Below are 25324 nucleotides of genomic sequence, written 5' to 3'. Positions count from 1 at the left end.
TAATAAGCGTTGTAGTGGCAAAATTCCTTTGACTTCATTGTCTTGATTCACGACAAATAGCTTATCAGTATGACTCGGTAATTTACCCATTTTGCGGATATACGCTGATATTGCGGCTAGGCTCATATCATCGCGTATGGTAATCATGCCGAAATCCATAAACGCACCGACTTGATCGTCTTGATATGACAAAATCGCGGTTAAATGCGTGCGTTCAGTAGAGTTTAGCGAGCGTAAGATTTTTAACATCGCTCGCTTAGGCAAGTCGGCGGCTAAATCGGCTAATTCATCCGCATCTAAATTACTGGCAACAGAGGCGAGTTCTTCCTCCGCCATGTCAGAAATCAGTGTTTGTCTGACAGCGTCAGAGACTTCCAGTAACACTTGGCCGTCTAGGTCAGATTTAATCGCATCCCACACGGTTTTGCGTTCGGCTAACGGTAACGATTCTAAAATAAATGCAATATCGGCTGGGTGTAAAACGGAAAATTTTTCTTGTAATCGGGTCTGATGCTGCTTATGCAGCACGGCTTCGATAAGCTCGTGTTTGGTGGCGGGGCCTCTATCGACTAAGGATTTTTCTAAACTTTGCTTTGCGAGCAACGTCAGCACTTCCTGTAATTGATGCTGCAAAAATTGCGCGGTATGAAGTTTATCGGTTGTTTCCATAATTAACCAGTGTGTCGAGAGAGTAATAACATGCCGTGGCTTTAATTGTAGGTTGGGTTAGGCGATAGCCGTAACCCAACACCACCGGGTATGGCGTTGAGTTACGTTACCGCTAACTCAACTTACGAGAGATAGGTAAAATTTTCGGTATCCTGGGTTGCTGTAGGGTACGCTGTGCGTACCTTTTTCATTGATTATTAATGATTTTATAAGGTGCGCGTAGCGCACCCTACCTACTCAACTTACAAGATATAGTCGCAAACTTGACCACGCAAAATGTCAGTCGTTATTTAAACGGGAGATGTCATGCATGGCAGCGACGCCTTACCCTCTATCCAGAAACATCAGGTACGCGCGAGTGGCTTAAGTAAATTTTAACCCATAAGGAAATTTAATGGCTTTAGATTGTAGTTTCCAAATGTCATTGTTGTATTCCGTAATTGTTCTATCAGTTGAAAATCTACCGCTATTGGCACAGTTTAAGATACTCATTTTTGTCCATAATTCGGTATTTTGATAAGCATGTTCTACGCGTCGTTGAGCGTCTAGGTAGCTTCTGAAATCGGCTATGGTCATCCACGGATCATCAGGGCTTTTTAACGAGGTAATGAGCGCATCAAAAATGCCTGGCTCGAATTGATTAAAATGGCCTGATTCTAATAAATGCATGACTCGATGTAAGTCTTGGTCTTCGTTGATAATCGTCACAGGATTATAATGGCTTCGTTTAACTTCAATCTCAGCTTCAGTTAAGCCAAATAAGAAAAAGTTTTCCTCGCCCACTTCCTCGCGAATTTCAATATTGGCACCATCTAACGTACCGATAGTAATCGCGCCGTTCATCATGAATTTCATATTACCCGTGCCTGAGGCTTCTTTGCCCGCAGTGGATATTTGCTCGGATAAATCAGCGCCTGGGCAAATCTTTTCCATCGCGGATACTCGATAATCGGTTAAAAAAATCAACGATAATTTACCATGCGTATCCGGGTCTGAATTTATCACATGCGCAACATTATTAATCAATTTAATAATTTTTTTCGCCATAAAATAACCTGGCGCGGCTTTGCCACCGATTAACACACATCTAGGTGTCCAATTTTGCGTGTCACCTCGTTTAATACGGTCGTATAAATGAATGACGTGTAGAACATTAAGGGTTTGGCGCTTATATTCGTGTATGCGTTTGACTTGTACATCGAACAATGCCCCTATGTCGAGATGGACGGGCTCTTGATGTTGTTTTTTGTAATCGATTAAGCGTTGTTTGGCGTTTTGTTTGATTTGACGCCAACGCGCTCTGAATTCAGCATTATCGGCATACGGTGTTAGCTTCTTCAATTCTGATAAATCCGTAACCCATTGTTCACCAATAGTTTCGGTAATAAGCTGAGCTAATTCAGGATTACAGCCAGCAAGCCAGCGTCTAGGGGTCACGCCATTGGTTTTGTTATTGAATTTATGCGGCCATAAGTCGTAAAAATCTTTGAACAAGCCTTGTTGTAATAGCTTAGAGTGCAAATGGGCGACGCCGTTAACGGAAAAACTACCGACAATCGCTAAATAAGCCATGCGTACTTGTTGCACCGGGCCTTCTTCAATAATCGACATTCTACGCAGCCGCTCGTTATCGCCAGGCCAGTGCGCGGCGACTTGCGATAAAAAGCGCGCATTAATTTCAAAAATAATTTCGATTAAGCGAGGTAATAAGCGTCGCATTAATGGTACAGACCATTTTTCGAGTGCTTCGGGGAGTAAGGTGTGGTTAGTATACGCCATGGTCTCATAGGTGATTTGCCAAGCCTCATCCCAAGATAAGCCATGTAAATCCATTAATAAACGCATCAGTTCCGCTATCGCAATGCTTGGGTGTGTGTCATTAAGCTGAAAACAACTTTTATGCGCGAATTGGCTAAAGTCGTGGCCATGTAGTTTAACCCAGTGTGAAACCACGTCTTGTAAACTAGCCGAGGCGAGAAAATATTGTTGTCTAAGTCTAAGTTCTTTGCCGTTCTCATTCGCATCGTTAGGGTATAACACCATGGTAATATGCTCAGCGGTGATTTTAGCGGCTACAGATTCGGCATAATCACCGGCATTAAAGTCTTCTAAATCAAATTCTTCCGTGGCAACGGCTTTCCATAAACGTAAGGTATTGACAGTATTATTGCGATAGCCGGGTACAGGCACATCAAAGGGGATAGCGAGTACATCAGTAGTATTTAACCAACAAACCCGGTGTTTACCTTCTTCGTCGGTTTGTACTTCGGTATGGCCGCCAAATTTGACCGGAATCGCGTATTCTAAGCGTTCGATTTCCCAGATATAGCCGTTTCGCAGCCAATGGTCAGGTTTTTCCACTTGTTCGCCATTGACTATCGTTTGCGTAAACATGCCGTATTCGTAGCGTAAACCATACCCCATAACCGGTAGTTGTAACGTTGCGCAACTATCTATAAAACAAGCGGCAAGTCGGCCTAGACCGCCATTGCCTAAGCCGGCATCGTGTTCACTGTCGATGAGTTCTTCAATTTCTAACCCTAAATCGTACATGGCTTGGGTAATGGTATCGGTAATGCCTAAATTTAACATGGCATTGCTTAGCGTACGCCCCATCAGAAATTCCATAGACAAGTAAAATACGCGTTTGCCACGGGCTTGTTTATAGGTTTTATGGGTAGCCTTCCAGCGTTCCATCAGTCTGTCGCGCACGACTTGCGACAGGGCTTCACCCGCGTAAAAAGGCGAGCGGCAATCTTCATCTCGACCTAAGCAATGCACATAGTATTGCTTGAAGTCAGCAATAAAATCCTCTTTAGTCATGCCTAATTCCGGTAATTCGGTAATTGAGGCATTCGGTTTGCTAGTAATAAAAACGTCTACAAGGCATGGTTGACTCCAAAAATTAAGACTTAGTGGGTAAGTGGGTAAGGATTTCTTGCCATAGTTCATGATAAGCGGTTACTGAGACACTGTTATGAACAAAACAGGGTAAGGGTTTACGTTCTATACCCATGCGCTCAATATCGCTAGCATAAGGGATTACCGTTGAGAGTATCGTCGACTCTGATTGTTCACATTGCTTGATAATGTCTTTATGTAGTTTTTTTCGCTTATCGACCATAGACCAAAATAAAATCAGTGGCAGATAGTTGAGTTCGTGCTCATGCAGAAACACTTTTAATTGTTCTAAGGTGCGCAAAGACAAAGTTGTTGGAATCAGTGGTGAAACCAGCGCGTCAGCGGCAGCAAAAACCGCTTCGGATAACAGTGAAATGTTAGGAGGACAGTCTAAAAAAATCATATCGTATTCGTCAATTAACGGTTTAATCAATTTTTTTAGCTGTTGCTTAGGTTTTTTCTTATTATCTAAGTGTAAGTCTAAATGTCTGAAGGAAAAATCTGACGGCAATAAATCTAGGTTAGCGTAGTCGGTAGCCTTAATGAATTGCTCTAATTCATACTTACCAGCCAGCAACTCTTTTGAACCGCCTTTGACTTTGGCTTTTACCCGGAAATAAAAACTGCTAGCGGCTTGTGGGTCCAAATCCCATACTAAGGTTTTAAACCCACTTTGCCCAGCCAGATACGCTAAATTAACCGCGCTTGCTGTTTTGCCAACGCCGCCTTTGATATTGTAGAACGCCAGTATAGCCATAATAGTTTTGGTAGTATTGTTAATCTGGATTTTTACTTACACGTTACTCGCAAGTCTAATCCCGTTTGCCGCGCCGAGCACCGCAGATTTTGCTGGGATTAGTAGGGTGCGCACAGCGCACCATAAGGCAACACAAGATACCGAATGTGACCGTTCAGAGTATAGCCACATTAAGAACACCACCCTAGTGTTTAATACGGATGTTTGATTGGGAGAGATATAGATAATTTATTTTGGCTAATTTAGCTACACAAAAAAGCCAGTAAAAAAAGAGTTGTCTTAATGGCCGAATTCCAGCATAATGCGCGTCCTTTAGCCATACGGCTAAATCACTATGGTAATCGTGCTGGTTCTCTCGCAACGATATGCTGTAAACCCCGCCAGGTCCGGAAGGGAGCAACGGTAGCAGCAGATTCGTGTGCCGAGATGCGGCTGGTACGATTACCGCCCACTTGGTATGGTTTATCACCGCATGAATTATCAAGTCTTAGCCAGAAAATGGCGTCCTCATAACTTTACAGAAGTTGTCGGCCAAGAACACGTTGTCATCCCATTAATTAATGCGTTACAACACAATCGTTTACATCATGCCTATTTGTTTACCGGTACGCGTGGCGTAGGTAAAACCACACTAGCCAGAATTTTAGCTAAAGCGATTAACTGCGAAAATTTGAAAGACGCTAATCCTTGTGGTGAATGTCGTGTCTGCCAAGAAATCGATGAAGGCCGGTTTTTAGATTTATTAGAAGTCGATGCGGCGTCCCGAACCAAAGTCGAAGATACCCGTGATTTACTGGACAATGCGCAATATGCGCCCAGCCAGGCGCGTTATAAAGTCTATTTAATCGACGAAGTACACATGTTATCAGGCCATAGCTTTAATGCCTTATTAAAAACGCTAGAAGAGCCGCCATTACATGTTAAATTTCTACTCGCAACGACCGACCCGCAAAAAATACCCGTAACGGTATTATCCCGTTGTTTACAATTTAATCTTAAACGTCTTAAGCCTAGCCAAATTCAAGCACAAATGCAGTATATTCTGACTCAGGAAGCGATAGCGTATGAGCTGGCTGCGTTAACATTATTAGCGTATGCGGCAGATGGCAGTATGCGCGATGGCTTAAGTTTATTAGATCAAGCCATTGTGTTCGGTAATGGCCGCGTCAGCGAAGACAGTGTTAACGCTATGTTAGGCTATACTGAGCAACAAGCGGTGTTGGGTTTATTATCCGCACTCGCTGATGGTCAAGCGGAGCCGTTATTTGCGTTAATTAAACGCATTGCCGAGCAACACGTCGATTTTTCTGCGTTGCTGCAACAAATTATTAAGGCCTTGCATAGAATCGCTTTATTTCAACATGTACCGACGCTGTGTGGGGATGATTTGGATGGCGAATTATATAAGAATCTAGCAGGTCGCTTATCATTTGAAGACGTGCAACTGTATTATCAAATCGCGTTACTAGGACAAAAAGATTTAGACTTATCGCCGGATGTGCGCAGTGGTTTTGAAATGCTAATGTTAAGAATGATAGCGTTTAAACCTGTTGCGCCTATGCCGGTAATGTCAAAGGCTAAGCCGCTTGATAAACCTAGTGTTAAACCGGTTGAGCCAGTCGTTCATCATAACCTAGCTGCACAAGACCAAGCCGGATTGTCTGAGACAAGCGCAATAACCGTCTCGCCTGATAGCGCTGAATTAGATTGGGCAGATATGATTAGCGCTATGAAACTTGAAAGTATCACTAAACAATTGGCACAAAATTGTCGCCTAGAGCATTTAGACGACCAGAGTTGCTCGCTATTGCTCGATCAAGCGCAGAAGAATTTACTAAGTCCTATGCGCGAGCAGAAATTGCAATCCGCCTTACAGACATGGACAGGTAAAGCGATTAAACTCAAAATAAGCCTAGGTTCAGCACTTGCCGATACACCTGCGGCACAATTGATTAAGCAACAAGAAGACTTACAGCAAGCGGCTGTTGACGCGATTCAAACCGATACAACCGTTCAATTATTGCAACAACAGTTTGACGCTAAAATTATTCCGGGCACGATTAAGCCTGTTTAACTTGGGAGATAGAGATGAAAGGGGCATTGGGAAATTTAATGCAACAAGCACAGAAAATGCAGGAAGATTTTCAAAAAGTGCAAGATGAAATTGCCGCAACTGAAATACTCGGTGAGTCAGGTGGTGGATTAGTTACCGTGTTTATGAACGGTAAACGCGAAGTAAGAAAAGTAAAAATTGATGCTTCGTTGGTCGGTGATGACAAAGATATGTTGGAAGATTTGGTCGCGGCCGCGATGAATGATGCCGAAATTAAAGTTGAGCGCTTAAAAAAAGATAAAATGTCGGGCATAACCGCTGGCTTTCCATTGCCGCCTGGCTTTCAAATGCCGTTTTAATTTATGCGCAGGACAGGGCTGCTAGCTCAACTTATCCAGAATTTATGCTGTTTGCCAGGCGTAGGACCTAAAACTGCACAACGTATGGCGTTTCAGTTATTGCAGCGTGACAGGCAAAATGCGAAAAACTTAGCCGAAACCTTGCTTAAAGCGGTTAACGAGATAGGCTTTTGTCAGTCGTGTCGTATTTTTACTGAACAAGCTGTTTGCGATATTTGCCAAGATAACAGCCGAGATACTAGCTCAATCTGTGTCGTTGAAAGTTCAGCCGATGTTTGGGTCGTTGAGCAAGCGGCTGTATTTAAAGGTCATTATTTTGTGCTACATGGTCGTTTATCGCCACTAGACGGTATAGGGCCGGATGAGTTAGGTTTGGCGCAGTTTGAGCAGCGCTTAGCACACGGGCAGATTAAAGAACTTATTTTAGCGACTAATTCTACCGTAGAAGGCGAGGCCACCGCTTTCTATATCGCTGAATTAGCTAGAAAACACCAGGTTAAAGCTTATCGTATTGCACATGGCGTGCCTATGGGCGGAGAACTGGAATTTATTGATAGTGGCACATTAGCTCATGCTTTAAACGGGCGACAACAAATTTAGGTGGCTTATGAGTACATGTCTTTTCTGCAAAATGGTATCCGGTGAAATACAACCAGATATTGTTTACCAAAACGATTTTGTGTTGGCGTTTAACGATATTAATCCAAAAGCGCCAGTGCATGTGTTAATTATTCCAAAGCAACACATCGAAACTTTAAACGAGCTAACTGATGCTGGCCTTGCTGGACAGCTATTTTCTGCAGCGCCTATCATTGCTAAGCAATTAGGCTTGAGCGAAAACGGGTATCGCCTCGTGGTCAATTGCAATAAGCATGGCGGACAAGAAGTTTACCACTTACATATACATTTATTAGGTGGTCGGCAAATGACATGGCCGCCAGGCTAGTCGATTGCATACATTAGGGTAGGGTACGCAATGCGTAGCCAGTGTGTTTAATTACTTAGCGTCTTAAGCGGAGAATGGCTTAATGAATTTTTCTGAACGACATGTTGTTGTCATAGGTGCTGGGTTAGGCGGGTTATCGGCGGCCATTTCGCTGGCCTCTGAAGGCTTTAGCGTAGAACTTATTGAAAAAAACGATAAAGTAGGCGGTAAATTAAATATCCTGGTTAAAGACGGCTTTAGCTTTGATTTAGGGCCTTCGATATTAACGATGCCGCATATTTTCGCCGCGTTATTTACCCGCGTAGGGAAAAATATTGAAGACTATGTGCGTTTTGAGCCGGTAGAACCGCATTGGCGTAATTTTTTTTGCGGATGACACGGTGATTGATTTATCCGGTGATGATGGGGTTATGCAGCTGAGCTAGCTAAGCTAGGGCCTGAGGTTTATGAACAATTCTGCCAATTCCTAACTTATTCTAAGCAATTATGTACGACGACGGAGCGGGGCTATTTTGCCCAGGGCTTAGATAGCTTTTGGTCGTTGTTAAACTTCTACGGAATCGCAAGCTTAACCGAATTCGATGTATTTAGAACAATGGATCAAGGGGTTAGGCGTTTTATCAAGCATCCTAAACTGGTCGATATTCTAAATTACTTCATTAAATATGTCGGCTCATCGCCTTATGATGCACCCGCTTTAATGAATTTATTACCGTATATCCAATTCGGCTATGGCTTATGGTATGTGCAAGGCGGCATGTATAAACTGGCGCAAGCACTTGAACGCCTAGCCTTAGAGTTAGGCGTTGTTATACATTTAAATAGTGAAATTACCGAGATTCGGCATCAGCAAAAAACAGCGACTAGCGTGGTGCTAAGCGATGGTCGTGAGTTATCGGCCGATATTGTGGTCAGCAATATGGAAGCCATTCCGGCTTACCAACGCTTGTTAACTGGACAAGAAGCCGAACTTAATCGCTTAAAGAAATTTGCCCCGTCTTGTTCGGGTTTAGTCTTACATTTAGGTGTTGATAAATATTACGACCAGCTAGCACATCATAATTTCTTTTATTCCGAGCACGCGAAAGAGCATTTTGATTCAGTATTCCATAGCGGTCGTTTATCAGAAGACCCGACTATTTACCTAGTTGCACCGGTAAAATCCGATGCGGGTATTGCACCTCCAGGCTGCGAGATTATTAAAATCCTGCCGCACATCCCCAATATTAACCCTGAGCGTCCACTAAGTGCCGATGATTATTGGCAATTACGCGAGCGTGTATTGCTAAAACTTGAAAACATGGGGCTAACTGACTTACGCAAACACATTGTTTGTGAAGAATATTGGACGCCGTTAGACATTCAAGCACGTTATTATTCCAATCAAGGCTCGATTTACGGCGTTGTTGCAGACCGTAACAAAAATCTAGGCTTTAAAATCCCTCAGCGCAGTCGAGTATTAAACAATTTATATTTTGTTGGCGGTAGCGTGAATCCCGGTGGTGGTATGCCTATGGTGACGCTATCAGGGCAACTGGTGCGTGATAAGATTGTTGCGGATTTGACGAGGGGTTAGGGGCGCTAGCAATGCGGTAAGGAATCGTGGTTTTTTGTTGTACACACGCCAAAAGACAATGCCGATCATATTATTTCTATCAGAAAGGCCGAAACCAATAACCAGACTGATTGGGAGGATGCGTTTGCTTGTCATAATGCCCATGACTTGCATAATGAAACGACTTATCGCGCCTGTGGCGCAGGCAAACATCCCATCAAAGAACAGGTCGCTATACGCTTTGACGCTGAGGTGTTAGCCGACTTTCGTGCGAGCAAGGGGTGGTAGAAAGGTTCGGTGGCTTCGTTAAAGCTCAGTGAGCGGCACGGCTTACCGTATAGGCACATCAATAAACAACCAAAAAATCACATGAACATACTAAACGATTTTGGCAACACTGCTAAGAACTTTCAAGAAATCCCCTTGGAATAATCGCTCTTTTTATCGTTTTAATTTATGGATTTGCTGCCTTAGTAGTAGGTTATAGCTCAGAATTAGAGGCAAATGAGCTTTATCCACTTGTTTGGTTTATGGTTATTTTCCCTGTGATTGTTCTCTGTGTTTTTGGATGGCTTGTAAGTTGCCATTACAAATAATTGTATGCACCTCGGGATTTCAATAGCGATGATGGTTTTTTAAAAGCATTACAAGAAAAAAGCGAAGCTCGCCCAGAACTTAAAGAACTAGATAAGCAAATCGAGGAAAAAATAAAATCAGTCTTAACATCTGACAAACTTCTATCAAGTGCGAATAATAAACCTGAATTACAAGAGAGCCTAATAAAGGCGGCAGAGAAAATAACAAATGAAATTAGGAAATCATCCTTTATTACAGTGGATGCACGATCATTTACAGGGTCAGACGATGATTTATACGAATTCCAGGCAAGTGCTTTTTCATCGTTAAACGATTTAACGGACGAAATTTACTTCCAAATCAATAAATTAGTTAAGCCATATGAATATGGTCACACGTGGGTTATTAAAGATAAAGCAACAGACGCAATAATTAAAAACGCACGAATGATTACTGGAACCAAGCCCGGAATTCCTCTACCAGATGGAAGGGCACTTTGGGAAGTAGGCATCAAACCTGGTATGACATTTGAAGTCGTACGCCCAAAATAAGCTTAAGGTAAAAATTCCTGAGTTTAGTCATAAATTAACCCGTAAGGCGTATAGATGTAAGGCGGTAAAGCGCAATAACCAATAGGCATTGCGCCCAATCACAGGCGCTGGGTGTGGGTAGGTTTTTTAGGTGTACTCGCACCCTTAGCATAAAATAAGTAGCAATTACCTTTACGGGAGGCCGTATGAATTTTCACATAGAATACGAACGCGAAGAAGATGGTCGCTGGTTAGCCGAAGTACCTGAAATTCCAGGGGTGCTTGCTTATGGTGTTTCAGCTGAAGACGCAATGGCAAAGACAGAAACATTGGCGCTTCGGGTGCTTGCTGAGCGAATCGAAACAGGAGAAAACCGCCCTATACCCATCAATATTGAGTTCGTGGCTGCATGAGCCAGTGGCCTTCTACAAAGGCTAAGCGCGTTCTTGCCGCATTGCTTAGTATTGGTTGGGTAATTAAGCGTCAATCTGGTTCCCATCGTACTTTATGTCGTAGTGCTGGTCTGATTTTGTTTTTGCATTTCACGATAGTGAAGAAATCGGCCCTCGTATGCTTGCTCGAATATCCAAACATACTGGGCTTAGCCCAAATGACCTATAAGCTTTAGCGTTGTTTTGTTGCTTGGTCTTTTCTATTTAGCGGTAATATGGTTTTGGTGTTCATTATCAAACCCAACAGTCGGTAAAAGAGACGCGCTGCCCGCTGGCAGTTTTGGAGTTTAGTTTTTTATCAGGGCGATAGGATGCGCTGAGAAACGAAGCGCATCATTCGCGTAAACTAATACTCAACCCACATGCTGAAGCGGATTTGATTTTTAAAGATCATATTGTATTGGCGTGAATGGTTATGAACCAGGGCAAACGCATTAAAATTTTTTATTAATATAATCAAATGGATACAAGGCAATAAATTGTCTAAAATGTAGTCATATTTTTTCAACTATTTGATTTAACGATAAATAATAAAGTCAAATGCGTTCGCCCTGGTTGCGTGGTATTGAATAGGCTACCACGCTGAATAGGGCATGATTATTGTTTAGCGTTTCGGTTATGAGTAGGTTAACTTTTTAAGGAGTGTGTCGGCTTACTTTGTTTGCTATTGATAATTTAGTAAAACGTTGAATTTCACTAAACTTGCTTGTAATTTTCGAGTAGCGCCTATATTCTGACTAGATTCTATGGTTTTAGTAAAACAAGGAAACACATGACCCCTATTGAAAAGTCTAGTATTGAAGCGTTATTAAAAACATTTATTGATGTTAACCATAACAAAGATTTAATAGCAGCCAAATCGGTTAAGTCGATTGACGTGGATAACAATAACATCACTATTCGAGTAGAGTTGGGCTATCCGGCTAACTCGATTATCGATGATATGAAAGCAGCTATAAAACAACATGTTAGCGTATTGCCGGACGTTGGTGAGATAAACGTTGATATTACGGTTAATATTATTGCCCACTCGGTACAGCAATCGTTAAAACCGCATCCGCAGGTTAAAAATATTGTCGCCGTGGCTTCAGGTAAGGGCGGGGTGGGCAAATCTACAACAACAGTCAATATCGCATTAGCGTTAGCGGCTGAAGGGGCTAGAGTTGGGATTTTAGATGCTGATATTTATGGCCCTAGTATACCTACTATGTTAGGGCTGTCTGGCTCACCAGAAAGCCATGATAACCGCACGATGATTCCTAAAATGGCTTATGACATACAAACCATGTCTATCGGTTATTTAGTGGCAGCCGATCAAGCCGTCATCTGGCGAGGACCTATGGCGACTAATGCGTTACAGCAATTGTTACGCGATACGAACTGGGATGATTTAGATTATTTAATCATCGATTTGCCACCAGGTACGGGCGATATTCAATTAACATTAGCTCAGCAAATTCCAGTCAGTGGCGCGGTGATTGTGACTACGCCGCAAGATATTGCCCTTATTGATGCACAACGCGGTTTAGCGATGTTTGAAAAAGTCAATGTGCCGGTGTTAGGCATTGTTGAGAATATGAGCTTACATATTTGCTCTCAATGCGGGCATGAAGAAGCTATTTTTGGTAACGGCGGTGGTAAAGCGATGGCTGAGGTTAATAAAGTCGATTTGTTAGGTGCGTTGCCGTTAGATATTGCGATTCGACAAGATGCCGATTTAGGACGCCCGACTGTGGTGGCGGAACCCGATGGCCGTACCGCGCAACTCTATAAAGAGATTGCGCGCAAAATTGCCGCCAAATTGGCGTTGCGGGCAAAGGATTTTAGCCGTAAATTTCCAACGATAGTGGTGCAAAACACTTAGTCGTGATTAGCTCATACTTTCAAACAACTGCTCAAACTCTTCGACGGGGCACGGTCTATTAAACAAATAGCCTTGGTAATAAGGGCAGCCACTCGTGGCTAAAAAATCTAGTTGTGCTTGGGTTTCAACGCCTTCTGCAATGACTTGTAAGCCTAAGCTGTCGGCAAGTTTAATAATGATAGTGGCAATCGCGGCGTCATTTTGGTCAGTTAAAATATTTTTGACAAAACTCTGGTCGATTTTTAACTGATCAAAAGGCAGTTTTTTAAGATAGTTTAGCGAAGAAAATCCTGTGCCGAAATCATCGAGTGAAAAGGAAACGCCTATTTGCTTCAACGCTTTCATTTTCCTAATAATATCGTCTAAATCAGAGGCGATTAAGCTTTCGGTCAGTTCAAGTTTTAGTCTGTTAGGATTCGCGCCCGATTGCCTCAGTGCCATTAAGACTTGGTCGATAAAATTATCTTGTTTAAATTGGCTAACGCTGACATTTACCGCGATGGTGACATGGCTAAATACGGGACTGTTAGCCCAAGCGGCCAATTGCTGGCACGCTGCGGTTAAGACCCATTGACCTAACGGAATAATAAGTCCGGTTTCTTCAGCTAATGGAATAAAATCTGCCGGTGTGACAAAGTTGAGTTGTGGGTGATTCCAGCGTACTAATGCTTCGCAACCCAAAATACGGCCTGATTGCTCGACTTGAGATTGATAATACAACGTAAATTGCCGTTCTAAGATGCCTTTGTGTAAATCTTCTTCCATTAACGCTCGTTGAGTCACCGCTGCCTGCATATCGGCATTGAAAAAACGTAGCGTGTTACGTCCAGCGGCTTTTGCCTGGTACATAGCAATGTCGGATTGCTTTAATAAACTATCAACAGTTTCGTCTTGTGCGCTGAATAACGTGATACCAATACTTGGTGAACTATGATGCTCATGACCTGAAAAATGATAAGGTTGGTTTAAGGCGGCAATCATTTTTTGTGCAACGGCTTCGGCACTTAACGCGGCCCCCGTCGCGTTATCGGTAATTTTTTTCTAACATAACAATAAATTCATCGCCACCTAAACGAGCGATGGTGTCGGCTTCGCGGATACACAGTTTTAATCGATTAGCGACTCCGATTAATAACAAATCGCCAATATCATGCCCTAACGTATCGTTTAGTGTTTTGAAATTATCTAAGTCGATGAATAATAAAGCACCATACAGTTTATGACGTTTCGCGTTGATTAGCGCTTGTTGTAGCCTATCGCGTAATAAGCGTCGGTTAGGTAGTTGGGTTAATGAGTCATAAAAGGCTAATAATTTGATTTCATCTTCTTGTGCTTTGCGAACGCTAATATCGATATGCGTGCCAACATAATTCGTGGTAACGCCATGATTGTCTTTTACGGCGGTAATTGTTAACCATTTGGGATAAATTTCGCCATTTTTGCGTTTATCCCAAACTTCACCTTGCCAAGCGCCGGTGGCATTGACCTGTTGCCACATTTCAGTATAAAACGCGTCATCATGTTTACCCGATTTCAACAGATTCATTTTTTGCCTACTAATTCTTCTACCGAGTAACCGGTTGTATCGCAGAACGTTTTATTAACGCGTAAGATAACGGTCTCTGTGTCGGTGATGACCATGGCTTCTTGTGATTCAAAGGCGGCGGCAGCTATTCTAAATTCAGCTTCGGCTTGTTTACGCTCGGTAATATCGATAGCTGAGCCTATATAACCGCAAAATTCCCCCTTATTATCGTGTAGCGGTACGGCATGGTCTAAAATCCAGCGCCAGTCATTTGAATATTTACGCATTCTATATTCAAAAGTAATGGGTTGGGGATGGCTAAAGCGAATATGCTCGAAAGCACTAATAAAAAGAGCTTGATCGTCTAGGTGGATTAAGGCTAGATGACAATCCCAATTCAAGCGCATCAGCGGGTTTAATACCGGTAAAATTAAGCCAGGTTTGATTGATAAAGCTGAATTTACCTGAGGCATCGGTAATCCAAATCATAGTCGGTGAGGCATTGGCCATACGCCTAAAGCGCTCTTCGCTAGCTTTTAACGCATTTTCTGCTTGTTTTTCTTGCGTAATATCACGTAGCGTACAGGCAAAATATAAGCCTTGTTTGGTGTTAATAATGCTCAATCTAAGTGAAACTTCGATTTCATGGCCGAATTTAGTTAATACTGAAAAAGTTTGGGTAATCGGTTCTAAATCTATCGTTGCGTTATCGATACAGTGCGCGCGTAAACTGGCATAAGCGTTTTTTGATGGCGTAGGGAATAGGTTATCGATGGTCGTGCCAATGAGTTCATCATGTGGGTAGCCCAGTAAATGCTGAGCTTCGTGATTGACCAACGAGATAACGCCTTTATCATCGGTAATTAAAATACTATCGGGTGTACAATCAAATATTGCCCGCATATAGGCTTCGCTAGAGGCTAACGCTTCTGGGCTTGGCAATGACAATAATTTAGGGATTAACGGCCAAATTAATACAGCCGTTATACAAGACGCTAATGCGGTAATCGCTTTAACCCAACCGGCAAGCCAATAGTTGGGATACCATATTGTCCAAATGCTAAGTAGATGCGTAGTGCCGCATAGCAAGATAAAACCGCCGAATAACAAAAACACCCAGCGATACGTCAAGTCAGTACGGCGATGAACAAAATAGCCTAACGCGACTGGAATGGAGTAATAGGCTGACGCAATAAGCGTATCACTAATCACATGCAATAGTAAGATAGACTGTTGCCACAGATAACAAGCGCCATGAGGCATAAAATGATTAGAATTCGATGACAGCTCAGTTAACCAAGTAAACACTCACACTCTCCGCTTAAGATAACGGGACAAGATTTTACGCATAAGTCGTTAATTTGTCGAAATTGACAAAAATATTTTCTTTGATGGGTGACGGATTACCGTTTGAGGCTTGCATTCATGGTTGTGTTTTTATCCTTAGCATGGGGTTCGGGTAAGCCGTTACTACGCTTACGCAGTATTTTATTTGTAGTCATGTTAACAGTATTAATGCTGCCATTAGGCAGCATTTATTTTTTTCGCATTTATGAAAATAGCTTAGTTCGTCAAACTGAGCAGGAATTAATCGCACAAGCGGCAGTATTAGCGGCGACATTTAGGCAAAACGTGCGTAGTTTAACTCACGCTCAAAAACCTTATGGGCGCTTATTAACAACGGCACCGGCAGCATTGCCCATGTATAAACCGGTGCCGCCTATTCTCAGTTTGATTAATCCGATTTTGGCTAAAACGTCCTGATGCACAGTTTTGTCTGTTAAAAGCTGATACGACTAGTGTGAAAATCGCTAATCTTATGACACCTGTGCTGCGAGATACACAACAAGTGATGTTGACCGGTATGCGTGTCTTAGATGCCCAGGGCTTAGTGATTGCGGGTCGAGATGAAGTCGGGTTGTCGTTGGCTCATGTCGAGGAAGTGCAAGAGGCATTAAAGGGCTTTTATAGCGCCCGCATACGGCAGCGACTCTCTGATGAACCGCCGCCGCCACTGTATTCATTGAGTCGAGGCTCTAATATACGTGCGTTTATTGCTTATCCGATTATTGAAACGCTTCCGGTTGTAGAAGATGTTGGTTTAGAGCAGCGTTATCTGCAAGGTGTCATTTATCTGTCTCGTACACCGAATAATATTTTACGGGATTTATATGCGGTTAAAGCTACCGTAGTTTTCGTGTCGTGCAGCGTGTTAGCGATTGTATTTGCGTTAGGCACTTTGGTGTCAGCGACGATTGCAAGGCCCATACGAGAATTGATAGCGCAAACGGAGCGCATTAAACACGGCGAGCAAAAACAGATAAAACCGTTAAAAAACCCGGTGACTTATGAAATTGACCAGCTTTCTAGTAGTTTTGCTGAGATGTCGAAAGCGTTAGTCGAGCGAGGGGATTATATACGTCGCTTTGCTACTCATGTCTCGCATGAATTCAAAACGCCGTTAACGGCGATACAAGGCGCATTAGAACTCATCCAAGAACACGCTGACTCTATGCCAGAGTCAGATAAGCAGCGTTTTATTGCCAATGCGCTAGCTGACACGCAACGATTAAAACAATTAGTGCATCGTTTATTAGAGTTAGCCCGTGCCGACGCGTTAGAGCCTAGTCGTCAAACTTGCCAGCTATCGGAATTATTAGCGACGATTACGCCTCGTTTCAAGGCTCGTGGTCTTGAGTTAATAGCTTATGAACTACCGCGCACGCCGTTAGCCATTGCGCCCGATGCATTGGAAATGGTGTTAGTTAATCTATTCGAGAATAGCGTGCAAAACGGTGCGAGTAGCGTTCAGATTTACGCTGAAGCTAAAAGCGCTCAGTTATCGATAGCATTACACGATAACGGTAGCGGCATCTCAGACGCGAATCGGGATAAAATTTTTACGCCTTTTTTTACGACTAAGCGTAATCAAGGTAGCGCAGGCTTAGGGTTATCGATTTGCTTATCGGTGTTAAAAGCCTACGGCGGACAGCTTGACGTATTGGCCTGCCAGCAAGGCGCATTGTTTAAACTGCTAATCCCTATTGTGGCAGACGCTACCAGTAAATCAGGGCTACCAACTTAAGCCGGGACAGGGCACACGAGCGCAGGACGCCGTAAATACGTCCCTGTAGGCTTGGCGGCAGCATCCCTGCTGCCGACACCTGCACTCGTGTGCCCTGTCCCGGCTTGGTATTGTGTCCCGCCTTAAGTTGGTAGTCCAAATCAGATTAATTTTTACGCTCTGATAAGATGCGTTTACGCTGAGTTAAGGTAATCAAAGGCCCGGATACGGCATAGCCTAAGAACACTAAAAACAACATGGTTTGTGGTTGTGCCATGACGAAGGCAATGGCTAACATAATCGCGATAGCCACGATAAACGGTACGCGTTTTTTTAAATCGATTTGTTTAAAACTAGAGTAGCGAAAATTGCTAACCATTAATAACCCCGTGATAACTGTTAGTGCAATAGCAAAGTATTTAATCACATCGATGTCGTATTGATGTTCTAAACAAATCCAAATAAAGCCCGCTAAAATGGCCGCCGCCGCTGGGCTGGGCAAGCCTTGAAAATAACGTTTATCGGCAGTTTCTATTTGCGTGTTAAAACGGGCTAAGCGTAGCGCGCCACCTGCTGTATGAACGAAGGCTGCGAACAAACCTAATCGGCCTAGGCTGCTAAAAGCCCATAGATACATGACTAGGGCAGGGGCAACACCAAATGACACCATATCCGATAAGCTGTCGTATTGCGCGCCAAATTCGCTTTGAGTGTTCGTTAAGCGGGCGACGCGACCATCTAAACCATCTAAAATCATCGCAACAAAAATAGATGCAACAGCCGTTTCATAATGATGATTCATGGCTGAGGTAATTGCATAAAAACCGGCAAAAAGCGCGCCAGTGGTAAATAAATTAGGTAATAAATAAATGCCGCGACGACGTATCGATTGGGTATTAGTTGCCATAATGTGTTTTCCTGAGACCAGCGAGTGCGGGTCTATTAAGTTAATAAGCGGTTACCAACTTAAGACAGGACGGGGCGTTCAGCGCACAGGACGCTGTAAATACGTCCCTGTAGGCTTGGCGGCAGCCTCCCTGCTGCCGACACCTGCGCTCTAAACGCTCTGTCCTGTCTTAAGTGTGTAGCCTTAATAAGTTTTACGTGTTTGTGTACGCCAGAATTGTACAATTTCTTTAATGTCTAAATCATCAGGACCTTCGCGCCAGCCGGTAAAATAATCGACATCGTTACTTTTAGGTTCTGGATTGGGTCGGTAAATCTGTACCCGCACCGGGATTGGCGTGGCTTCGCCTAAGACTAAGGCTTCACCACGACCTAGTGAGCTTAAAGTATCGGTAATATCGCCTTCGGCCTCAGGGACTAATTTTTTAATATAGGCTTGGTCATCGGGGTTAGATGTGCGTAAACAAATAAATGAGCTGCACTGTGCGAGCATGGTTTCTGATAATTCTGTCGGGCGTTGACTCACCACGCCAATTGACACGCCATATTTACGACCTTCTTTGGCAATACGCTCCATCATGCGTTTAGTGCCTTCAAATTGAGCATTTTTTTCTCTAGGAATATAAGCATGGGCTTCTTCGCAAATTAACGTAATAGGGAAGTCGCGCCGCACTGGGTTCCAATAATTGAATTCATAAGCCAGACGACCTACTTGGGAGCAGACCGCAGGGACGATACCGGTCGGTACTGAGCTTAAATCAATGACCGTGATATTTGCCCGACCATCGATTAAGCCAACAAACTGCCGTAATAAACTAGCTAGGCTGTCAGAGGTTTTGTGTACTCTAGGTTTTAATAAGAAGTTAAAGCGTACATCGTTTAACCGGCTTTGCATACGAATCAAAAATTCGTCGAATTGACCGAATAAGGCGCCTTCTACTTTACCGAATTCTTTGCGCTCTTCGTTGGCATTTTTAAATTGCAGGTATAACTCTGAGAGGGGAAAGTAAATAGGCGTATCGACGGTTGCTGCGGGTAGGCCGATTTCTTTGGCTTCTTTACGCTTTAAATGCTGAATGACTTCACGCATATAGGAAATTTGTAATGATGAGCTTTTATCGTCTCTGTCTACGAATAAGTCGATTAAGTCGGCAAAACTCATAATCCAATACGGCATTTCCATCGTAACAGCATCGACATAATTGACTTCATTTTTACCAAATGCCGAATGTATTTCGCCAAATTTATCTTTCCAACAGTATTCACCGTGTAAATCCAGCAAGATAATGTGGCAATTTGGCATGGCTTTAATCGTACTTTGAATTAAGCTGGTAACCGTCCAAGATTTACCGGAACCGGATTGGCCTACGATAGCAAAGTGGCGACCAAATAAAGAGCGAGGGTCTAAACTTAAATGATAGCTTTTATGCGACGATAAATGGCCAATTAAAAAGTTGTAATTGACGAATTTAGAAAATATCGCATTTATCTCTTTTAGACCAACGGCGTAAACACCGGCACCTGCCGTAGGATATTTACGCACACCACGCAGAAATGCACCGCTGTCGGTAATTTCGCCTACCGGGATTAACGAAATAAAACGATCCGTATGCCGTTGGCCTGTACTATCAAAGCGGTCTTGTTCCCACATTTTATGCACGACGGCGAGCACGCCAATCGTGACTTGTCGAATCACGACATAAGAACCGATTTGCCCAGCGAATAATTCTTCGTCATCAATCGTAATTAATGGCGCACGATTAGCATATTCGTTGGAAATTCTGGCATCCATACCATCGCCACGGACTACGGTTAACGTAGCGATTAAAAAATTAACATGTGATTGTTCAGACATAATACCGCCTCAGAGATAATCGGTGCTTGAGCTATGTATACAGATAGTTTTGTTTTTATGGTATAGGGAAAAAGTATAACCGAAAAAAACACAACGAACTCATGGGTTATCCTGAATGCTGTTAATGGCATCAGCAAAACGGGTATTGAATTGTGCAAGCGAGGGTTTAGGTAATTGCACCTGTAAACGAATGTGGCCTGAAAATTCTTGTTCAAGTATTTTGCCGTCTAATGTCTTTAACGTGTATTCTAGCTGTTGCAAGCGTTCATACGCGAGTGTCATCGACAGCGTAAGCCATTCGATAAACGGCATAAGTTCAGCTTGTTCTAATACTTTGCGCGCGGTATTACCATAAGCGCGGGTTAATCCCCCAGCTCCTAGCTTAATGCCACCAAAATACCGAACGACAATCAGTAGCGCGTTCATCAACTGTTTACCTTCTAATTGTTGCAATAAGGGCTTGCCGGCTGTGCCTGAGGGTTCTCCTGCATCGTAAAAACGATACACTAAGCCTTGACTGGTTTTAATTCTGTACGCATAAACTACATGGCTAGCATCGGCATAATCGGTATTGACGTGTTTGATATAAGCCTGTGCATCAGTTTCTGAATCACAGGGTAACAGCAAGCCGATAAAGCGAGATTTTTTTATTAATTCTTCATAATGATAATCTTTTGTGATGAGTTTCATGTTTTTTCTTGATAAGGCTGAATCGGGCAAGAATCTTAGCTATTAACAGGTACAATACCTTATCACTAGATAAACCTAAAATTTTATGCCATTACGCGATTGATTGCATGGCAACTTATTATTGACTATAAACAAGGAGCAAAAATGCCAATAAAAGCATTTAAAAATCATTTTCCTAAATTAGGCACGTCAGTTTACGTCGATGACAGTGCTGTTATCATTGGCAATGTTAATATAGGAGAAGATGTTTCAATTTGGCCAATGTCAGTGGTCAGAGGAGATGTTGAAAGCATCACGATAGGCGCAGCGACCAACATACAAGATGGTTCCGTATTGCATGTGTCTCATGCCGGAGATTATTCACCACAAGGCCACCCGCTAACGATTGGTAGAGGAGTCACCGTAGGTCATAAAGCCGTATTACATGCGTGTACCGTCGGGGATTATTGTTTGATTGGTGTTGGCGCAGTTGTCATGGATGACGCTGTACTGGAAGACTATGTCATGATTGGTGCAGGTGGTTTAGTGCCTCCGGGCAAAAAATTAGAAAGTGGTTATCTTTATGTTGGTTCCCCTGTCAGACAAATCCGCGCGTTAAAACCTGCCGAGAAAAAAATTCCTAGAATATTCTGCTCATCATTATGTAGAGCTTAAAAATGCCTACTTAGAGCAAAACCAACCGGTTGCGGAAACGCAATTAGTGCGGCGTGTTAAATAACTTACAACAGGGCTCCACGATTCAATCCATCGTCAATAAAATCAGGCTGTAAGGGTATGCATTGCGTACCCTTACAAACACCAGCCTATCTATACTCTACACGGTCATGTTCGGTTTTTTGAGTAGGGTACGCTGTGCGTACCATTAAAAAAATCGCAATAAATCAATAACAAGGTACGCATAGCGTACCCTACAGTGAGCTGTAAAAGCCTAAAACTTAACCCTTTTTTTCTCGTTCCCACGCTTTGGGTGGGAACGCCTACCGGTCTTCGGCTTGGCATGGTTTTCCATTCGTATCAGTGAGATAACTTGAGCATGGGTATGCATTCCCACGCAGAGCAAAGTATATTCTAAGGCGGGGTGGGCGCCTTGCTTTTGGTTTCAGGTTTACTTGTTCGTTTTACGGCTGGTGTAGCCGCATTCGGTTTCGTTACTGGCGGATAAGCATCTTGCGCTCTTCTATAACCCGGCGATGTCGGCGGCTGCGTAGATTTAGGGGGCTGCGCTGGCTTAGGTGCTGGTGTTGGTTTGTAGTCATTAAAATCGGGAAAATCCGAGCGTTTAAATTGAAACACCGGTTTAGCCGCAGGCTTAGGCTTGGGTTTGCTCAGCAAAGGCTTGGCGTCAATGAACGTGGGTGTTTCACCGGTTTTTATACCTTCACCTGCCGGAGCGGTATGCAGCAACGGTGTTAATGTCGGTTTTAAGTGTTTGAGAATTTGCACCGGTAGCGAGCTAGTAAAATGATAGCTACCCGAGTTTTCCCCTGCGACATAGGCGGTGATGACGCCAAAAAAGCGTTGGCCTAGAAAGAACGTAAAGACCGCAGCGCGACTGACAAATTTCGATTCAATTAAGCGTCCGCCTTTACCCCAAATTTCCTTGCGGTGGTCGCCGGTTCCTGTTTTACCGCCGACTAATAAAGGCTTGCCGTTTTGATCAGTATAAATATTGTTTAAACGTGAGGCCGTACCACCTTCGACGATTCCGCTTAAGGCACTACGCGCGGCTTTTGCTACTTCTGCTGGAAAAATACGCTCGCCTTCATCGGGGCGCTTTTTCATCACCGTTTCATAAGGCGTACCTTGCGCGAATTGTAAGTAATCAAAGCGTATCATCGGCAGTTTCACGCCATCGTTTTGTAAAATCCCGACTAATTCCGCTAATGCAGCCGGTCTATCGCCTGATGCGCCTATTGCCGTGGCATAAGAAGGTGTCAGTGCGGCAAAAGGGTAGCCTACCCGTTGCCAGGCGTGGTGTATTTCCCAAAAGGCTTCTGTTTCCAACATATTCATAATGCGGTTTTGCTGCGCTTGACGTTTATGGCTTTTTATTAGCCAGCGATAAACTTGTTGACGTGCATCTGCACCTGCCGCTAAGGCTTGTTCTAAATTAGCCCCCGGATTTTTTGCCATGTAGCCCGCTAGCCATAATTCTAACGAGTGAATTTTGGTGATATAGCCTTGATCTTGTAAATCGAAATTTTTAGGCGAGTATTTATTGTATAACTCATCGATATTTTGTTTAGCGTATTGGCTTTTATCCAGATGCGTTTTTAAAAAATGGCTTAAGGCTTGTTCATCGCGCTCTGGATAAATCGAACGGTATAACATGGCTAAACGTGAGGGTTTAGCGAGTACTCGTTGCGCTAAGCTGGTTAAAATCTCATCAGGTGTTTTGCCGTGATATTTGCTGTAAAAGCGCCGTAAATAAACACTGCCCTCTTTGTCAGCAAAGCGTTGTAAATATTCTTCTCGTTTAGGGCTGTCTGGTATTTCCAACCAACGCGCAATGCCACCCGGCTTATATAAGTGGTGGTAGACTAAATCACGCATCAAGCGGATAAAGACTAAGTTAACCGAATCTCTTAGCGCATGGCGTATAGACATGATTTGGTTGTCTTCGCCTTTGGTAAAGTTACTAAACGTATGTAAGCCGCCGCCGGTGTAAAAACTTTCATTCGGGCTGGCTGAATACGATTTGTCTAGCGCTGAATAGAGTAAATGCTCTAATGAGATATTAGGTTGTATGCGGAGCTGTTCTCTTACCCAGGCTGATAGATAATCTTTAGGGTGAAATTGTAATTGGTCTAGTTCACTACGATTAAGCTTTTGATATTGTTGATACAGCTCCGCAATTAACTCTAAATAATGCACCATAGTGCGTAGTTTAGACGTTGAGCCTAAGTCTAAGCGTATACCTTCGTTAATGTCTAAGGCTTGGTCGTAATTGTCCGTTTGTACGCGCAGTTGATTACCGGTTTTAGTCTTTTCGTACACGATTAAACTGTACACAATTGGGTCTAAATGCAAGGTGTCGCCTAACATGCGAGTGCCGATAATACCGGCTTCGCGGGCTTTGTCAGGATGACTGAGTTCGCGTAATTCCTGAGTAACAGCCAGTTGCGTTTTATAATCTAAGGTGGTTTTAACCGTTAAATCAAATCTATCCATTTCATAGTTAGATTTAACGCCTAAGGCTTTTGCGAGTCGTGCCCGTAAGACGGATTGGGTTTTGCGTTCCAAGGCGAATTTAGTTGGGGCATTGCTGCGACGGGGTGGTAACGGCGTGGTTTCTTTTAATGCTGCATCGCGTAATTCGGGCGAAATGACGCCTTGCTCAGCGAGTAAGCGTAGATAACTGTCGGTTAGTGTTTGTAAAGCACGAAAACCTTTGCCTAATAAATACGTCGGCCTGCGCTGTGATAGTAAGATATTTAACACTTGGCGATAGGCTTTGGCTTGGGCTTTGCTGATGTTTGTCGTGGCTAAGGCTTCAGGCGTCAGCAAGCTGTTAATGTTATTAAAATCTGCGTTAAACCAAGCCGATAAACCATCGCCTAAACCGTGCACTTCACCGTGTTGCGGTGTTGCGGCTAGTGGCATGGTGTTTAAATACGATAAGGCGATTTCTTGCCGCATTGCGCGCGTATCAGCGCCTTCTAAATAGGCTCTAACCGATGCGGTACCCATCTGGCGAAATTTATCAACAATTGAGTTCGTATATCCATTAGGCGAGTGCCGATATTTTTCGATTTGTGTTGCTAAGGTGCTACCGCCAGGCACATTGCTGTCTACGCCAAGTTTATTGGCGATGAGTTGTAAACCCGCAAAACCAAATCTATCCCATTCGATAGCCGGGTTAACTTGGGTATTTTCTTGATTAAGTAATTCCCTGTTTTCTATAAATAACAAGGTATTTAAGACGACAGGCGGTATATCCTGAAATTGCGCATAACCGTGTTCGGGGTAGGTTGCGCTGAAGATGGTGTGATTGTTATTGTCAATAATACGCAAGCCCGCTTGGGATTTTTCGTGATAAACGGTGAATAAGCCATATTCATCGATTAATTCGGTCATGATAGGTGGAAACGCCGCTTGCGCAGTAATTTCATAGCCTAAATTTTGCAGGCGTTTAATCGCCTCAGGCAATGCGGTATAGCCTAAACGTTGGTCATAAGGGCCTGCCTGCGGATAACGTACCGATTGGCTTTGACCTGGCACTAATTTATAACTTAACTGCTTGCTAATTTGCGTTAAGTATTGCGCTTGATATTTTGATGTTTTGACTTCTTGATGAATCAGCCTACCCACAATGACCGCAACCGTAATCAAACCTAAGCCAATGTATACTGTTAACAGCCGATACAGTATTCTTTTAAATCTACGCATCCGTTGCTCGTTGTATAGGCAAAAAAGTTAAAATAAATAAGGAGATAGACATTGTATTTAGATTTTTCCAGAACCTATTGGGTTAGGTTGGTTGGCCAGATTAGTCGAGCTCAGCTATTTTACCGGTTTTTAGGATTGTAGGTTACCAACTTAAGACGGGACAGGTCATTCAGACCGCAGGACGCCGTAAATACGTCCCTGTAGGCTTGGCGGCAGCATCCCTGCTGCCGACA

At 43.3% G+C, this 25324-nt stretch carries 22 protein-coding genes, 1 other RNA gene and 2 pseudogenes; 14 read left to right on the top strand and 11 right to left on the bottom strand.

Annotated features, from left to right (window positions below; all coding sequences use genetic code 11):
• From VZ94_RS08080 to VZ94_RS08070, 3 genes are all read right to left on the bottom strand, one after another.
• The coding region (locus VZ94_RS08080; protein ID WP_045778832.1) for a magnesium transporter MgtE N-terminal domain-containing protein at positions 1–669 on the bottom strand (669 nt) is incomplete at its 3' end.
• Positions 670–1032: 363 nt separating this feature from the next.
• Positions 1033–3621 carry a glycogen/starch/alpha-glucan phosphorylase gene (locus VZ94_RS08075; RefSeq protein ID WP_082081464.1) on the bottom strand — a complete coding sequence of 863 codons (2589 nt, stop codon included), beginning with the start codon at positions 3619–3621 and terminating at the stop codon, positions 1033–1035.
• Positions 3575–4327: a ParA family protein gene (locus tag VZ94_RS08070; RefSeq protein ID WP_045778831.1), complete on the bottom strand. Its 753-nt coding sequence runs from the start codon at positions 4325–4327 to the stop codon at positions 3575–3577. Before VZ94_RS08070 ends, VZ94_RS08075 begins: the two co-directional genes overlap by 47 nt.
• 344 nt (positions 4328–4671) lie before the next feature.
• Between VZ94_RS08070 and ffs the strand changes: the two genes are divergently transcribed.
• The 11 genes and pseudogenes from ffs to apbC all read left to right on the top strand — a co-directional run bounded on the left by ffs (position 4672) and on the right by apbC (position 12662).
• Positions 4672–4768, top strand: an RNA gene (gene ffs, locus VZ94_RS24320) — signal recognition particle sRNA small type.
• Positions 4769–4799: 31 nt separating this feature from the next.
• Positions 4800–6401: a DNA polymerase III subunit gamma/tau gene (gene dnaX, locus VZ94_RS08065; protein ID WP_045778836.1), complete on the top strand. Its 1602-nt coding sequence runs from the start codon at positions 4800–4802 to the stop codon at positions 6399–6401.
• Positions 6402–6415: 14 nt separating this feature from the next.
• Positions 6416–6739: a YbaB/EbfC family nucleoid-associated protein gene (locus VZ94_RS08060; protein WP_045778830.1), complete on the top strand. Its 324-nt coding sequence runs from the start codon at positions 6416–6418 to the stop codon at positions 6737–6739.
• 3 nt (positions 6740–6742) lie between these two features.
• Positions 6743–7339 (top strand): recombination mediator RecR, encoded by a 597-nt coding sequence (gene recR / locus VZ94_RS08055; RefSeq protein ID WP_045778829.1) that lies wholly within the window; start codon positions 6743–6745, stop codon positions 7337–7339.
• 7 nt (positions 7340–7346) lie between these two features.
• Positions 7347–7685 (top strand): histidine triad nucleotide-binding protein, encoded by a 339-nt coding sequence (locus VZ94_RS08050; RefSeq protein ID WP_045778828.1) that lies wholly within the window; start codon positions 7347–7349, stop codon positions 7683–7685.
• An 82-nt stretch (positions 7686–7767) separates the two neighbouring features.
• The gene (locus VZ94_RS28470; RefSeq protein ID WP_239649751.1) at positions 7768–8061 is read left to right on the top strand and encodes a phytoene desaturase family protein; all 294 of its coding nucleotides are present in this window, start codon (positions 7768–7770) and stop codon (positions 8059–8061) included.
• Positions 8062–8109: 48 nt separating this feature from the next.
• Positions 8110–9261 (top strand): annotated as a pseudogene (locus VZ94_RS08045) (phytoene desaturase family protein); the annotation flags it as partial.
• A 69-nt stretch (positions 9262–9330) separates the two neighbouring features.
• Positions 9331–9528, top strand: a complete 198-nt coding sequence (locus tag VZ94_RS33180) for a BrnA antitoxin family protein (protein ID WP_157844878.1) — start codon at positions 9331–9333, stop codon at positions 9526–9528.
• 308 nt (positions 9529–9836) lie between these two features.
• Positions 9837–10367 carry a hypothetical protein gene (locus VZ94_RS08040; RefSeq protein WP_045778827.1) on the top strand — a complete coding sequence of 177 codons (531 nt, stop codon included), beginning with the start codon at positions 9837–9839 and terminating at the stop codon, positions 10365–10367.
• Between the two features lie 185 nt (positions 10368–10552).
• Positions 10553–10759, top strand: a complete 207-nt coding sequence (locus VZ94_RS08035) for a type II toxin-antitoxin system HicB family antitoxin (protein WP_045778826.1) — start codon at positions 10553–10555, stop codon at positions 10757–10759.
• An 811-nt stretch (positions 10760–11570) separates the two neighbouring features.
• Entirely contained in the window at positions 11571–12662 is a 1092-nt protein-coding gene (apbC, locus tag VZ94_RS08030) for an iron-sulfur cluster carrier protein ApbC (RefSeq protein WP_045778825.1), read from the top strand.
• Positions 12663–12668: 6 nt separating this feature from the next.
• Here the strand turns inward: apbC and VZ94_RS26920 are convergent, their stop codons facing one another.
• The 4 genes from VZ94_RS26920 to VZ94_RS30430 are packed head-to-tail and all read right to left on the bottom strand — an operon-like array spanning position 12669 to position 15495.
• The gene (locus VZ94_RS26920) at positions 12669–13643 is read right to left on the bottom strand and encodes a putative bifunctional diguanylate cyclase/phosphodiesterase (RefSeq protein WP_052700323.1); all 975 of its coding nucleotides are present in this window, start codon (positions 13641–13643) and stop codon (positions 12669–12671) included.
• Positions 13644–13686: 43 nt separating this feature from the next.
• A complete protein-coding gene (locus tag VZ94_RS26915; protein WP_052700322.1) occupies positions 13687–14208 on the bottom strand; it encodes a diguanylate cyclase domain-containing protein in 522 nt (173 codons plus the stop codon).
• Positions 14205–14594 carry a PAS domain-containing protein gene (locus VZ94_RS30435; protein ID WP_082081462.1) on the bottom strand — a complete coding sequence of 130 codons (390 nt, stop codon included), beginning with the start codon at positions 14592–14594 and terminating at the stop codon, positions 14205–14207. Before VZ94_RS30435 ends, VZ94_RS26915 begins: the two co-directional genes overlap by 4 nt.
• Positions 14530–15495, bottom strand: coding sequence for a PAS domain-containing protein (locus tag VZ94_RS30430; protein WP_045778824.1), 966 nt, complete (start codon positions 15493–15495; stop codon positions 14530–14532). Before VZ94_RS30430 ends, VZ94_RS30435 begins: the two co-directional genes overlap by 65 nt.
• Positions 15496–15612: 117 nt before the next feature.
• Between VZ94_RS30430 and VZ94_RS26910 the strand changes: the two genes are divergently transcribed.
• Together VZ94_RS26910 and VZ94_RS08010 are read left to right on the top strand one after the other, a co-directional pair.
• Positions 15613–15951: a hypothetical protein gene (locus VZ94_RS26910; RefSeq protein WP_045778823.1), complete on the top strand. Its 339-nt coding sequence runs from the start codon at positions 15613–15615 to the stop codon at positions 15949–15951.
• Between the two features lie 37 nt (positions 15952–15988).
• Complete coding sequence (locus VZ94_RS08010; protein WP_204369081.1) at positions 15989–17272, top strand: sensor histidine kinase; 1284 nt, start codon at positions 15989–15991, stop codon at positions 17270–17272.
• Positions 17273–17417: 145 nt separating this feature from the next.
• Here VZ94_RS08010 and pssA read toward each other — a convergent pair whose 3' ends face one another.
• From pssA to VZ94_RS07995, 3 genes are all read right to left on the bottom strand, one after another.
• Entirely contained in the window at positions 17418–18158 is a 741-nt protein-coding gene (gene pssA / locus VZ94_RS08005) for a CDP-diacylglycerol--serine O-phosphatidyltransferase (protein ID WP_045778822.1), read from the bottom strand.
• Positions 18159–18341: 183 nt separating this feature from the next.
• Positions 18342–20012 carry an ATP-binding protein gene (locus VZ94_RS08000; RefSeq protein ID WP_045778821.1) on the bottom strand — a complete coding sequence of 557 codons (1671 nt, stop codon included), beginning with the start codon at positions 20010–20012 and terminating at the stop codon, positions 18342–18344.
• A gap of 99 nt (positions 20013–20111) precedes the next feature.
• Positions 20112–20702, bottom strand: coding sequence for a YigZ family protein (locus VZ94_RS07995; protein WP_045778820.1), 591 nt, complete (start codon positions 20700–20702; stop codon positions 20112–20114).
• Positions 20703–20846: 144 nt separating this feature from the next.
• On the opposite strand from VZ94_RS07995, the pseudogene VZ94_RS07990 reads away from it, so the two are divergent.
• A pseudogene (locus tag VZ94_RS07990) lies at positions 20847–21420 on the top strand (gamma carbonic anhydrase family protein).
• A 350-nt stretch (positions 21421–21770) separates the two neighbouring features.
• On the opposite strand, the gene VZ94_RS07985 reads toward VZ94_RS07990, so the two are convergent.
• Positions 21771–25091, bottom strand: a complete 3321-nt coding sequence (locus VZ94_RS07985; protein ID WP_052700320.1) for a transglycosylase domain-containing protein — start codon at positions 25089–25091, stop codon at positions 21771–21773.
• Positions 25092–25324: the final 233 nt, after the last annotated feature.

It is taken from the genome of Methylocucumis oryzae, from assembly GCF_000963695.1.
Lineage (GTDB): Bacteria > Pseudomonadota > Gammaproteobacteria > Methylococcales > Methylomonadaceae > Methylovulum > Methylovulum oryzae.
This window is presented reverse-complemented; position numbering and strand designations above follow the sequence as displayed.

What these genes read in the sequence shown, in the direction of transcription:
- VZ94_RS08075 (WP_082081464.1), bottom strand. Translation starts at nt 3,621, where the DNA reads ATGAACTATGGCAAGAAATCCTTACCCACTTACCCACTAAGTCTTAAT.
- VZ94_RS08070 (WP_045778831.1), bottom strand. Translation starts at nt 4,327, where the DNA reads ATGGCTATACTGGCGTTCTACAATATCAAAGGCGGCGTTGGCAAAACA.
- dnaX (WP_045778836.1), top strand. Translation starts at nt 4,800, where the DNA reads ATGAATTATCAAGTCTTAGCCAGAAAATGGCGTCCTCATAACTTTACA.
- VZ94_RS08060 (WP_045778830.1), top strand. Translation starts at nt 6,416, where the DNA reads ATGAAAGGGGCATTGGGAAATTTAATGCAACAAGCACAGAAAATGCAG.
- recR (WP_045778829.1), top strand. Translation starts at nt 6,743, where the DNA reads ATGCGCAGGACAGGGCTGCTAGCTCAACTTATCCAGAATTTATGCTGT.
- VZ94_RS08050 (WP_045778828.1), top strand. Translation starts at nt 7,347, where the DNA reads ATGAGTACATGTCTTTTCTGCAAAATGGTATCCGGTGAAATACAACCA.
- VZ94_RS28470 (WP_239649751.1), top strand. Translation starts at nt 7,768, where the DNA reads ATGAATTTTTCTGAACGACATGTTGTTGTCATAGGTGCTGGGTTAGGC.
- VZ94_RS08035 (WP_045778826.1), top strand. Translation starts at nt 10,553, where the DNA reads ATGAATTTTCACATAGAATACGAACGCGAAGAAGATGGTCGCTGGTTA.
- apbC (WP_045778825.1), top strand. Translation starts at nt 11,571, where the DNA reads ATGACCCCTATTGAAAAGTCTAGTATTGAAGCGTTATTAAAAACATTT.
- VZ94_RS26920 (WP_052700323.1), bottom strand. Translation starts at nt 13,643, where the DNA reads ATGATTGCCGCCTTAAACCAACCTTATCATTTTTCAGGTCATGAGCAT.
- VZ94_RS26915 (WP_052700322.1), bottom strand. Translation starts at nt 14,208, where the DNA reads ATGAATCTGTTGAAATCGGGTAAACATGATGACGCGTTTTATACTGAA.
- VZ94_RS30435 (WP_082081462.1), bottom strand. Translation starts at nt 14,594, where the DNA reads ATGCGCTTGAATTGGGATTGTCATCTAGCCTTAATCCACCTAGACGAT.
- VZ94_RS26910 (WP_045778823.1), top strand. Translation starts at nt 15,613, where the DNA reads ATGGTTGTGTTTTTATCCTTAGCATGGGGTTCGGGTAAGCCGTTACTA.
- pssA (WP_045778822.1), bottom strand. Translation starts at nt 18,158, where the DNA reads ATGGCAACTAATACCCAATCGATACGTCGTCGCGGCATTTATTTATTA.
- VZ94_RS08000 (WP_045778821.1), bottom strand. Translation starts at nt 20,012, where the DNA reads ATGTCTGAACAATCACATGTTAATTTTTTAATCGCTACGTTAACCGTA.
- VZ94_RS07995 (WP_045778820.1), bottom strand. Translation starts at nt 20,702, where the DNA reads ATGAAACTCATCACAAAAGATTATCATTATGAAGAATTAATAAAAAAA.
- VZ94_RS07985 (WP_052700320.1), bottom strand. Translation starts at nt 25,091, where the DNA reads ATGCGTAGATTTAAAAGAATACTGTATCGGCTGTTAACAGTATACATT.